At 44.1% G+C, this 12,274-nt stretch carries 9 protein-coding genes; 5 read left to right on the forward strand and 4 right to left on the reverse strand.

Going from position 1 to position 12,274, the window contains the following annotated elements; translation table 11 throughout:
- Positions 1-80: 80 nt before the first annotated feature.
- The gene (locus EV213_RS01410; protein ID WP_133578684.1) at positions 81-2,411 is read right to left on the reverse strand and encodes an AraC family transcriptional regulator; all 2,331 of its coding nucleotides are present in this window, start codon (positions 2,409-2,411) and stop codon (positions 81-83) included.
- Positions 2,412-2,639: 228 nt separating this feature from the next.
- On the opposite strand from EV213_RS01410, the gene EV213_RS01415 reads away from it, so the two are divergent.
- Positions 2,640-4,928, forward strand: coding sequence for a glycoside hydrolase family 95 protein (locus EV213_RS01415; protein ID WP_133578685.1), 2,289 nt, complete (start codon positions 2,640-2,642; stop codon positions 4,926-4,928).
- Between the two features lie 82 nt (positions 4,929-5,010).
- Here EV213_RS01415 and EV213_RS01420 read toward each other — a convergent pair whose 3' ends face one another.
- Complete coding sequence (locus EV213_RS01420; RefSeq protein ID WP_133578686.1) at positions 5,011-5,250, reverse strand: DUF3006 domain-containing protein; 240 nt, start codon at positions 5,248-5,250, stop codon at positions 5,011-5,013.
- Complete coding sequence (locus tag EV213_RS01425; RefSeq protein ID WP_133578687.1) at positions 5,247-6,437, reverse strand: ComEC/Rec2 family competence protein; 1,191 nt, start codon at positions 6,435-6,437, stop codon at positions 5,247-5,249. Before EV213_RS01425 ends, EV213_RS01420 begins: the two co-directional genes overlap by 4 nt.
- 216 nt (positions 6,438-6,653) lie before the next feature.
- Here EV213_RS01425 and EV213_RS01430 point away from each other — a divergent pair, with 216 nt between their 5' ends.
- Positions 6,654-7,499: a sulfurtransferase gene (locus EV213_RS01430; protein WP_133578688.1), complete on the forward strand. Its 846-nt coding sequence runs from the start codon at positions 6,654-6,656 to the stop codon at positions 7,497-7,499.
- Between the two features lie 299 nt (positions 7,500-7,798).
- Here the strand turns inward: EV213_RS01430 and EV213_RS01435 are convergent, their stop codons facing one another.
- A complete protein-coding gene (locus EV213_RS01435) occupies positions 7,799-8,062 on the reverse strand; it encodes a hypothetical protein (RefSeq protein WP_133578689.1) in 264 nt (87 codons plus the stop codon).
- Between the two features lie 674 nt (positions 8,063-8,736).
- Here EV213_RS01435 and EV213_RS01440 point away from each other — a divergent pair.
- From EV213_RS01440 to EV213_RS01450, 3 genes are all read left to right on the forward strand, one after another.
- Positions 8,737-8,850, forward strand: a complete 114-nt coding sequence (locus EV213_RS01440) for a putative holin-like toxin (RefSeq protein WP_424923008.1) — start codon at positions 8,737-8,739, stop codon at positions 8,848-8,850.
- Positions 8,851-9,023: 173 nt separating this feature from the next.
- Positions 9,024-9,515, forward strand: a complete 492-nt coding sequence (locus EV213_RS01445) for a GNAT family N-acetyltransferase (protein WP_133578691.1) — start codon at positions 9,024-9,026, stop codon at positions 9,513-9,515.
- Positions 9,516-9,740: 225 nt separating this feature from the next.
- Positions 9,741-12,113, forward strand: coding sequence for a polyprenyl synthetase family protein (locus tag EV213_RS01450; protein ID WP_133578692.1), 2,373 nt, complete (start codon positions 9,741-9,743; stop codon positions 12,111-12,113).
- Positions 12,114-12,274: the final 161 nt, after the last annotated feature.

Genomic DNA, 12,274 nt, shown 5'->3' on the forward strand with positions numbered 1-12,274 from the left:
CAATCATACATTTTTGCTTTATGAAAGCGCATACATGTTGAGTTTATTTTTACTACCTTGCACTTTTTTGCCGGTTTGGACTACTTGTGAAACTTCTTCTTCCTGTACTCTCCTGGCGTCATCCCTTCGACTTTTTTAAATATGCGATTGAAATAACTCTGTTGATAGCCTACTTCGTTAGAAATAAACCGAATGGACCGGTCTGTCTGCTGTAGCATTTTTTTGGCGTGATTGATTCGCAAGTCTGTGACATACTCGACAAAGTTGACGCCCATGGTCGCCTTAAACGCTTTACTAAGGGTGTACGGGCTTGTTCCGATCATCTCTGCACAAAAGTCCAAAGACACATCCTCTGTATAGTGCTCCTGCAAATAAGAGACAACGTCTTCTGACATTTTCTTATGATGATCATTTGTCTTTTTTTGCATTTCTGTCGTGTAAGGAACAATGACTTCTGCGTGTACCCAAGACACCATTTCGTCCAAGCCTCGTACATCCATAAAGCGTTCAAATATTGTTTTCGACTGTAAAAGCCAGTGAGGCAATACCGATGATGAAACGATTTGCTGTTGCATGGCTCCTAATAACTGAAGCATGTATTGCTGGACGATATATTCTTTTTGATACTGTGTAGACACGATTGTCATGAACCGTTTCACTAGGGAAAGTACTTGACCTTCTTGTCCTGTACGCATGGCTTGGATAATCTCCTTTTCAAGGGCGAGTGGGTAAACAAAATCAGTTGCTTCGTCATTTGACTGAACATTTTCTAAATAAATGACTTGATTTTTTTCAACAATGTTTCGATAACTCACCGTCTCAACTGTTTTAGAATATGCAGTTGAGATTGCTTTCACATTAGGAATTTCAGATGATACGACAAGGGTGACTTGTCTAAAAAGCAATTGATTGATGGCCTCCGTTATCTTTGCTGAAAATCGTTCGATGTCCGCTTTTAAAGAACCTTGACTTGACGAAAAAACGAGCACTCCAACAGACATGTTATGTACATTTAAAGAAATAGACTGTTCAAAGATCTCCTCAGCAAACTCACGAACGATGTTTGTCGCCGCGAAAAGAATGAGGGTATCATCTTCGTCTGAGAATGGCTGTGCCTCAGTATAACTTCCCGTTAAATGGACATAGAAAAATTGTAGTGTGCGCTCACCCATCTCCCAACCAAAGGTTTGCATCTGCTCTTCAAGATCATTAAGCTCATACGCATCATACTGTCCATGGAGGAGACGGTATAGAAACCCTTCCTTCACTTGTGGAAGATGCTCCTCAAGACGGTGCTGCAAGGACTGGCTCTCCCCCGTGAGATTTTCCCACCTTTTTTCAATGAGCTGGAACTCATCTATATCCCGATCTCCATCTTCTTGATGAAACCCTTTCCCGACCGACTCAACTAAACGTTCAATTGGCGAATAGATCCGTCTTGATGCAAGCAACGACAAAACGATGGCGACCAAGAAGCCGGCTACACTAATCCAAAGAATAATATTTGACGCCTTAATTACAGGAGACGTGATGGCACTCATCGGAGCGGCAGAAATATATCTCCAATCTGAATGTGTACGGTTCATTTGGCCATACGACACACTGTAGGAAGTACCCTGCCAATCCATACTGAACGAGCCGTTCTGTTCTGGTTGGCTTGCCACCTTATCCACAAGCCATTGCTCCATCTCATTGTTTTGCCCCTCTGATGCCTCTGAAATTAGTTCATTATTCTCATTGAGCAGCAAAGAGATTCCGCCTTCTAATGATGTGAATCCTTGAAGCATCGACGACAACCTTTCTTCATCAATTCGAACAATTAACGCACCATATGGGCTTAAGCTGTTCCCAGGTGCTTTATGTACAAAGATCATTCCTTCATAACTATAGTTCGCATTTACTTTGTCCCAATGCTGCCAAAACACGTGCTGCGGTCGGTCCATTAGCGCATTGAAGGCCTCTTGAAGAGACTTCTCTTCCACCGAAAACACGCCAGGACTAAACACAACTGGACCTTGGGAAGTATGATCTATGTACAATTCAACTTTTCTTATTAAGGGATGTGATCCTTGAACAATAACGAGCGATTTGCTTAGATCCCAGGCTGTTTGAAATTCTGAAGAAAGATCGACCCCTGACAAATCTTGTCCAAAATTCGGTTGGAACGACCAATGCCCTATACTGTTCTCCAAAGAGCTCAGTTGATCATCAATTGTTTTGGCTTGTTTTTGAATCTGATTATGATGCTGGGAAAGGAGCTGGGATTCAAGGCTACCAGTAGCAAGTAGATACAAGCTAATGCCGGTAATGAGCCCAGGAATACTAGCCACAAACAAGAGCCAACTAAGACTTTTCCGGTAATAGCGTCTTTTTTTTCTGATTTGCAATTGCTTGATTAGATGAACAGCCATATTGAACCCTCCCTTTCTCTCTAATTAAAGCTTATTCTTTAAATTTACCAACTAATCAAAAATAAATCAAAATAAAAATAACTATCTCCAACACAAATCAAAATTTTCTTATTGAATAACCTTCCGTATTCGAACTATTTATAACTGTTGTTTTTTTTATGCTACACTGTATTATATGAAATTAATAGATCAACTCAACCCACCAATACATAACGATGAGGTGAACCCGTGAGAACAACCAAACTATGGTACAAGCACCATGCAAAGAATTGGAATGAGGCATTGCCTATAGGGAATGGTCGACTTGGAGGAATGGTCTTTGGCGAGGCAGCACATGAACATATTCAGCTGAATGAAGACTCTCTTTGGCATGGTGGTCCTCGAGATCGCAATAATCCTGATGCACTGACCCATTTGCCTGAAATCCGTCGCCGTATTTTTAACGGTGAACTATCAAAAGCAGAAGAACTAGCGTCAATGGCGTTGTCTGGTTTACCTGAAGCACAACGCCATTATGTGCCACTCGGTGACTTGGACATTTACTACTCTTTACCTGAAGGAAACGTGAGTGACTATACAAGAGAGCTTGATTTAGTAGATGGTGTAGCGAGAGTTCAATTTAATGTAGGTGACACTACTTTTAAAAGAGAGATCTTCTCGAGCTACACAGATCAAGTGCTTGCCATTCGGTTAACGGCAACTACACCAGGTGCGCTCACCTTTAAAACAAAATTGGATCGTCAACAATGGCGCTATGTGGATCGTGTCCGTCAAGAAAGTGACGACATGATTGTCATGGAAGGCAATGCTGGTGGCGCGCATGGCTGTAACTATGCCATGGCCTTGCAGCTGGTTCCTGAAGGCGGGACGCTTGAGCTGATCGGTGAATATGCCATCGTAACGGGGGCAGATAGCGCGGTGCTGCTTTTATCGGCTGGCACAAGCTTTCGTCATGCGATTCCAATTGAAGCTTGTTTGCAAACACTATATGAAGCTTCTCATTTTGATGGAGAAATGCTCTACCAGCGTCACAAAGCAGATTATCAAGCGTTGTATTCGCGTGTTGATTTACAGTTCGGTGAAAGTCTAGGAGATTTACAAGGATTGGACACTGAAGAACGTTTGGCACGTGTAAAAGCTGGACATGAGGATCATGAGCTTACAGCCTTGTATTTTCAATTTGGGCGATACTTGTTAATCTCTTCGAGTCGACCTGGCTCACTGCCAGCAAACTTGCAAGGGATTTGGAACAAGGAATTCCTCCCGCCATGGGGGAGCAAATTCACCGTCAATATTAATACGCAAATGAACTATTGGCTTGCCGAAACTTGTCATTTGCCAGAATGTCATCTTCCTTTGTTTGAACATCTGGAGCGCATGCGCACACCTGGCCGAATTACCGCAAGAAAAATGTACGGGGCACGAGGATTTACGTCTCACCACAACACGGACATATGGGCAGATACAGCTCCTCAGGATACGTATCTGCCTGCATCGTACTGGCCAATGAGCTCCGCATGGCTTTGTCTTCATTTGTGGGAGCACTATCAATTCACACAAGATCGTACCTTTTTGGAGAAAGCTTTTCACACAATGAAGGATGCGGCGCTCTTTTTTATTGATTTCCTTGTCGAATCACCTGAAGGGTATCTCGTCACATGCCCGTCTGTTTCTCCTGAGAATACATTTATCCTGCCAAATGGCGAATCTGGTGTGCTGTGCTATGGGCCAACTATGGATTCGCAAATATTACATGAACTCTTTACGGCATGTCTCTCGGCTGGAAAGATCTTAAAAGCGAAAGATGCGATTTTAGATGAAATTGCTGAGACATTAGCAAAACTGCCGCCAACCTCGATTGGCAAGCACGGGCAAATCATGGAATGGGTCGAGGATTATGAAGAAAAAGAACCTGGTCATCGCCATATTTCGCATTTGTTTGCCTTGCACCCTGGTTCTGCGATTACACCGCTTAAAACTCCAGAGCTCGCTGAGGCGGCCCGAGTGACGCTGGAACGGCGCTTAGCATCCGGTGGTGGTCATACAGGCTGGAGCCGTGCCTGGATTATTAATTTCTGGGCGCGACTGCATGATAGCGAAAAAGCGTATCAAAATGTGCAGGCACTCCTACAAAAATCAACGTTACCAAGCTTGCTTGATGATCACCCACCATTCCAAATCGATGGCAATTTCGGTGGAACGGCTGGGATTGCAGAAATGCTTTTGCAAAGCCAAAATAAAGAAATTCATCTTTTACCGGCATTGCCCAAAGCATGGAAAAGGGGTTACGTGAAAGGGATTCGTGCCCGTGGAGGGATCACCATCGATATTTCCTGGGAAAATGGCGTGCTCGTTGAGGCGACCCTGCAAACCGATCATGATGGGTATGCCGTCGTCCGTTCTGCTGATGTCACTGGCGTTTACCAGGACGGGAAAGGGATACCAGCAACAAAAACGTCGTCTGACAAAATCGAATTTGCGATAAAATCTGGGGGGGTATACGTACTACATCCTTGATGTGATTGCCTCTAGGTTTGCATTTTTCATATCAAAAAAGAGTGAACCGATAACGCATTGGTTCACTCTTTTTTATGTAGAATTACTCTTTTCTCCTTAAACGATCCATCCGTTCCTGTCCACGCTTTTTTGCATCTATCGTTGCTCTAATGTCTGGCACAAGCAGCACGATTTCATTATTTTCAATTGTGACATGACAACGCATGCCGTCTTTGAGTTTTTTTGGTGCCTTTTCAACAGGAATGTCATAGGAAATCGCATCCTCCCCTACAAGTACCGTGACATAGCCATCCTCAATTCGGTCAATAACTCCCCAGCTCATTCGTTATTCTCCTCTCTCTCAAGGCATGAGTTAAGTTTTTTAATGATCTCGGTAATTTTATTTACGCCGTTAGCGTCTATGTTCTGCAGCTCTTCGATGGATTCAATAGGCCGTCGTTCCATTACTTCCTTTATACGTTCATTCCCAACGTCTGCGACGGCTTCCTCCATTTCCGCAATCTCTTCTTCCGTCAGTTCTTCCGAGCATACCCCAAGCCAAGCAGGCAAATCAATCTGCTTGACGTTCCCCTTTGTTGTCATTATTGTGGGCTTTCCGTTACGAATGTTCAAGTATATCGTCCCATGCTTATCGGTTCCGTAGACCTTAACGCTTTTTGCCTTTAAACGATCAATCACTTCTTTATGAGGGTGTCCGTACTTGTTGTCCTTTTTTGCCGAGTATATCGCAATTTTTGGGTTGATTGCATCTAACAGTGCTGGACTACTCGACGTTTTCGAGCCATGATGCCCAACATGATACACATCAACAGGCTCTAAAGATGGCGCAACGGCTGCCTCACCATCGATTTCTGCATCTCCTGTAAACAACACATCTACACCATCCACTTCTGCTTTGAAGACGAGCGAATCATTGTTTGTGTCACCGGTAACTTGGACAGGTCCGTAAAAATGAAGGGCAATGTCATCAATAGAGAAAATCTCGCCTGGCTTTGGGACATCAAGCACCTTTTGTTTCTCTTCCATTGCATCAAGAAAACGATCTTCATTTTTTGTCCCATTGTAAACACCATTGGTAATGATGTGCTTTGGATCAAATTCTTCAATGATTTTATCAGCATAACGAATATGGTCATCATGTGGGTGAGTTAATACTAAAGCATCCAGTTTTTCCACGTCGTGATCCTTTAAATCTTGGACAATGCTCGCTTGATTTCCTGTGTCAATTAACACATTGGCATTTGCAGTTTGTATAAGACTTGCGTCGCCTTGACCAACATCGAAAAAGACGACACGCGGCTTTCCATTTTCATTGCTGGTGCCTGCTGGAAAACTTTTGCTAGATCCTCCAAAGCCGAGCCAGGCAAATATAGCCGGGAGCTCTACTTGATTATCCGATGTGTCTACATCGATAAAAGCAGACAATTCTTTTTCAACAATATCAAATGCACCCGTCACATAGGCTGCAAGCACGCCACCTAAAACTAGAACTAAAGCAATTCGTCTCATTCCACTCACTCTCCTACCCTCTTCTAGTTTACGGGGAAAGCACCAGCGAATTGAGTGGCAATGGTCGTGTTTTTCTGCGGAACACTCTTATGGAAAAAGACCTATAACGAACGAAGAAAGGTCATTCCCTACATGAAGGATTGAGGCTAATCCGTCTCTCGTCGGTTGATATTTTTGGTACACTAGAATAAATGATATTGAAAGGGGCGAACTAAGATGGCTTACGTAGTGGACGTTGCATGGTTGTATGGAAAGCTTCATGACCCTGCTGAAAATGTCGTTGTTGTCGATTGCCGTTTTTCTTTACAAGACTCCACGTATGGAAGAAACGCCTACCTTGAAGGGCATATCCCTGGAGCGGTCTATGCGGACCTTGACAAAGATTTGTCATCCCCAAAACAGATTCATGGAGGGCGGCACCCCCTACCTCCTGAAGAACAGCTGGCTACCTTATTTGGCCGTTGGGGCATTGATTCTACGAAAACCGTCGTTGCTTATGATGCCCAAGGCGGTGCCATGGCCTCACGTTTTTGGTGGTTGCTTCATTATCTAGGTCATCCTGAAGTGTATGTATTAGACGGTGGGTATCAAGCGTGGGTTGAGGAAGATTTTGAGACGACAACACAGGTCACGACCCCTGAGAAACGAACCTTTACACCTCAGCCTAGAACAGACGAGCTTGTCAGCATGATCGAGGTGAAAAATCGGCTCACCGAAGAACGAACGTTGCTCGTCGACTCACGAGAGAGCAACCGTTATCTCGGGATAGAAGAACCGATTGATCCTGTAGCAGGGCACATCCCAGGAGCCATCAATTTGTTTTGGAAAGACGTATTAAATGATGGCACGGAGCAATGGAAATCAGCGGACGACCTAATAACCCATTTCGCCAACTTGCCTGCTCATGAGGAGATCATCGTTTATTGTGGTTCAGGTGTATCCGCGTGTCCAAACATACTCGCCCTAAAAGAAGCAGGCTTTGACAACGTGAAGCTGTATGCGGGTAGTTGGAGCGATTGGATCTCGTACAGTGAGAATCCGGTGGCGACGGGGGAAAAGTAGGACAGAGCTAGAGTATACAGGATATAGGACACAAATACACCGCCCTGTAGGCTGAGACCTTAGGCGGTGTATTTTCTATGTCCGAGAGTCAACAGGGAATCAACATGTAGAGAATGAAATCAGTTTCACCGGGAACCTCATCAGTGAAAATACCTCGTTTTTATATCGGTTTATTTCCGCCAAGAAGTCGTGACCTGGCAAATAATCAACAAGTCAAGCAGTAGATCAACGATTAGCCAACTTTATTAACCGCTGTTTATTTGGGAGGTAGGACCTGCCCACCGCCCCGTTCCAGCCTTCTACGACCTGACATACAGCTCCACATTCTCCTCCATGTGGGAAGCCAGCTCGCTGGCGTACAGATCGGAAAGGTTTACGTAAAGCTCCTGATTCTCATGGACCTCCAGGTATTCGCCATGGATCATATTGATCGTGAAATAGGCAAACTGGAAGATGATCTCCTCGCCCACCGTAAAGCTCTCCCGGTCGAAATGTATGGACATCACGTCATCCGGCTCGATCCGGCCATCACGCTCCAGCAGCATGCGCAGTCTTTCATGCAAAAGGGTTCCTCCGTTCGCAAGTGTTCTTGAATTGGGATTGATGCTGAAATCTTCGGTGTTCTAACTTTTACAATATAGGTTAATTATCATGGAATCAAGAGAATCACGCTACATACGAAAACGAAACCAGTAGAAGGTGAGCTGATGCCATGAAAAAACGAATAGCCTCTGCTTCTGCACGATGGCTTGTGCTCCCCGGGGCTCTGCCGACCTGATGGGCACGAGGAAATCCGCTTGGATGGGAATGATGCTTGGGTCGTTCGTTCAGATCAATCGCCGCGGTATGCGCTGACAACACCCGCATCATTCCGCGAATGGAGTAGATCGCGCAGTAAACCACGCGAAAATCGCCCTACTATATGGAAGGTGGTTGAGTTGCCTAAGTAAGGAATCCCTTCCATGAAGCAAAAGGGAAGCTTGCGATTTAGTGCACCAGCCATTCTTCTTACTTCTCTTCTCCAGTTGAATCTTAGTGAATAATTCAATTCACTCACACCTAAACCAGCCTGCTACGGATGTCTCGTAACAGGCTGGTTTTGTATAGTAGACTCGCATTCATTTCTATTACATTTGTGTTCTAATCGTCTCTCATATCCATTATTCTATGATACAATTCAACCAAGCACATGGAACGGCTTTTAGGGTGGTCGGCTACCTCTCATTTGAAGGGAGGGATGCCTGTGGAGGTTAAAGACGCTTTGACGCTTATGATCAGTTTTGGTGCGTTTGTTGTTGCACTCGTTACGCTGGTCGTTGTCATTGTTGCGTCCTTCAACCAAAAGAAATAGACCGCCCTTAGGTAAGGTGAGTGGTCTATTTCTCATCAAACTACCGAAGCCGACCGCTTAAAGCGATCTACTGTGCGGGGAGTCGTGTGTCAGCACGGCTCCTTTATTAGTCTTATTATACGGTTTACTTTGTATACGTTCAACTTTTATTTATACTTTGGAGGCATAAGAGCATGGACATCACCGTCGAACGCGTTACACATACAAATCTAGAGATTTTCTGCTCAATATTATTAGAAGCTGTGCAATGGCTTAACGACGAAGACAAAGCCATGTGGACGATTGAGGATGTTTCAAAAGGACACATCCTTAAACAATATGCTCTTGAAGAAATGTATATCGGGTTTGTTCAAGGTACACCAGCTGCGACAATTGTCCTCCAAGAGATCGATCGCTTTTTTTGGCCTAATGAATCAAAAGGCGATTCATTGTTTTTGCACAAGCTATGCGTAAGACGGCAGTTTAGTGGCCAAGGACTGGCTTCATGTATGATTGATTTTGCCAAAAACGAAGCACGCAAGCAAAACAAAGCGTTTCTCCGTTTAGATTGTGCCGCTGATCGTCCTGCGCTTTGTGCGTTTTACGAGGCCAATGGGTTTAAGAAGGTTCGTGAGCAACGTGTGTTTGACCGCTTTGATACAGCGTTCTATGAATACAGTCTTTAGGCGCAGTAACAATCATCTCGATGTTCTCCTCCTTCCGACCGATTTCCTTCTATCGGATTCAAGGTATGGTTAGAGAAGCTTATGCACTGAATGGGCTCTTTCTACATCTCCCAAGAAAACATCAAAGACTTTTTATATTGTTGAAACCTCAGTCATCTATGAACGTATATACTTTAGAAGAGATCCGTACTGAATCATAATTTAATTTTACAAGGAGTTTACTCCATGAAAACTGATTTCACCAATCAAGCAGATCAATGGTTCCAAGCTGCTGAGCAAAAAGCGGCAGACTATTTCTCTGATCTACAACAACACATTGCCAACAAAACATATAGTGCTCGGATAAATAATGATTTATTGCTATGGAAAAAGCAACATGTATCTTCGCTTCCTTGGCTGTCATGGATTGCAAAAGGACAAAAATCGACGGGTGAAAACAATTCCAATGACTATATCCGCTTGCTCAATTCATCGGGAAAGCTTGACGCGTATCTTGACCGCAGCATTTCATACATTTATTTACGTGATCTTGGGAAGGCATTGAGCTCCCCAGTGACGCAGACTCGCATCCAAGCTGTAATCGCCGACACTAGGGCGCGTTTACTATCTTCACAATCCACACAGATGACGCTGGATAAAGTGTATCGTTGGGCGCAAAAGGAAAAAATCGAAAATACAATTATTTGGGTTCTTGATAAACTGGCATTCGTCAGCAAGCAGTTGCCAAAGGAATTAAACCCTGAGCATGCGCAACGAAAGCTTATCAAAATCATCGTTGGTGTCGTCATGCATGTTATTGAGGACATGAGCGCAGAACAAGAGGAATTGTCTAAAGAAGGACGTTCGCGGCGCTTGGCTCAGGCTATCCGACTCGGATACGCCTACGGATTAACCTACCCGTTCATTGATGATCTTCTTGATTCTGATGTACTGAACAAACAGGAAAAAAACCAATACACACGCATTATTCGCAGCTCATTGCTCACAGGCGTTGTCCCAGAATTAGGCGAATGGAAAGGGGACAACAAAAAAACAATTCAATTTATCCATTCAGAACTGAAAGAAGCCTTTGAGTATATACGCAATCAGCAGCAACCAGACGCAAAAGCGTTATTTTTTGAACAGTCCTATCTTTTTTTCCATTTCCAAGACATTGATCGCGTCAAAGAACTCACTGATACGACGTATAGCAATGAAGATCTATATCTTCCCGTCATTGGAAAATCTGCATCCTCACGCTTGATTGTGCGTTCGATCATCAACGCAAGTGAGGATGTTGGCTATGATGAAAGAACCTTTTATTATGGGATCTACAATCAGTTGTCTGATGACTTCACTGACCTTTTTGATGACTTGGAACATGAGCAGGTAACGCCGTATACGTACTATTATAAGTACCACGCCCAGCGCCCTGACCTTATTAACCCGTTTGAGCTTTATTTAGCAGTGATTTCCTACTTGATTCATGACGTGTATCACTCCGATGCCAAAACGCGTGAAGTCATTCTTGATCGTGCCATTAATGGACTCAAGCGTAGTAAGGAACGATTGGGCACTGAAAAATACAATGAACTGATGGCCATTTTTGCGCCGGACGATGCTGCGTTAAATCATCGACTGCAATTCTTAGTGAAAAAAGCGAAGGATGTCGATTTCCTCGACAAGCTGCTTCGGGATGAAATGGTCAATGGGCTTACAAAGGATAAAGAAGAAACTAAGGCTTTCCTTGAGATTACGACGACCGTTCGTGATCAAATTAACGATGAACTTTTAATTCCAAAAGCAGAAGAAGGACCAGAGATCGCAGAAACGATTTTTGGCGCAGCAAATTATAGCCTGACTGGAGATGGAAAGCGGCTACGACCTATTTTAGCCTGGGTCATTGGCGTCAAGCATTATGGGATTTCTGAGAAGGCGATAAGGCCTCTCTTGAAGTCGTTAGAATACCTGCACACCGCCTCTTTAATTTTCGATGACCTGCCTTCTCAGGACAATTCTTCAGCAAGACGTGGACGTCCGACGCTCCATGAGTTGCATGACTCTGGGACGGCAGAGCTCTCTGGTCTATTCTTAATTCAAAAAGCCATCGAGGAGCAATCCTCACTGGCAGGCTTTGATTCAAAATCACAACTAGCCGTAATGCAGTATTCATCACGGAAGGCCCAGGATTTGTGCATCGGTCAGGCGATGGATTTGCACTCAAAAGGAAAAGAGCTCTCCTTGGAGGAGCTTAATACACTATGCTTTTACAAAACTGGTGTTGCCTTTGAAGCCTCTCTTGTCATGCCCGCAATGCTCGCGCAAGCACCTGCGAAGGACATTGAGATATTAAAGTCATTTGCCTATCATGCCGGCATTGCTTTCCAAATCAAAGATGACCTCCTTGATCAGCAAAGTGATCAACGTACACTCGGAAAGCCAGTGGGGCAAGATGCCGAAAATAACACCTCAACCTTTGTCACTATTCTAGGACAAGAAGGCGCCACGCATGAAATGTGGGAACATTATTGTTTAGCGAATGAAGCATTGGATGAAGCAGAAAAAGAATTCCCGTTTTTAAAACGATTGATGGAGTACATTGTGCAACGAGCTAAATAAGCAGTTCTGCATAATGGCAATGGAAACATTCCTTTACGAATTGAAACAGCCCCTAACGTCCAACGTAGGAGGCTGTTTCTTCATGTTATGGTTCAACTACTCAGTTACTTAAAAAGACTGTCCTAACGTCCCTTGATCACTATTAGGACAGTCCACATTCT

This window comes from Aureibacillus halotolerans (genome assembly GCF_004363045.1).
Classification (GTDB): Bacteria; Bacillota; Bacilli; order Bacillales; family DSM-28697; genus Aureibacillus; species Aureibacillus halotolerans.

What these genes read in the sequence shown, in the direction of transcription:
- EV213_RS01425 (WP_133578687.1), bottom strand. Translation starts at nt 6,437, where the DNA reads ATGAGACGAATTGCTTTAGTTCTAGTTTTAGGTGGCGTGCTTGCAGCC.
- EV213_RS01410 (WP_133578684.1), bottom strand. Translation starts at nt 2,411, where the DNA reads ATGGCTGTTCATCTAATCAAGCAATTGCAAATCAGAAAAAAAAGACGC.
- EV213_RS01420 (WP_133578686.1), bottom strand. Translation starts at nt 5,250, where the DNA reads ATGAGCTGGGGAGTTATTGACCGAATTGAGGATGGCTATGTCACGGTA.
- EV213_RS01450 (WP_133578692.1), top strand. Translation starts at nt 9,741, where the DNA reads ATGAAAACTGATTTCACCAATCAAGCAGATCAATGGTTCCAAGCTGCT.
- EV213_RS01445 (WP_133578691.1), top strand. Translation starts at nt 9,024, where the DNA reads ATGGACATCACCGTCGAACGCGTTACACATACAAATCTAGAGATTTTC.
- EV213_RS01440 (WP_424923008.1), top strand. Translation starts at nt 8,737, where the DNA reads ATGCCTGTGGAGGTTAAAGACGCTTTGACGCTTATGATCAGTTTTGGT.
- EV213_RS01430 (WP_133578688.1), top strand. Translation starts at nt 6,654, where the DNA reads ATGGCTTACGTAGTGGACGTTGCATGGTTGTATGGAAAGCTTCATGAC.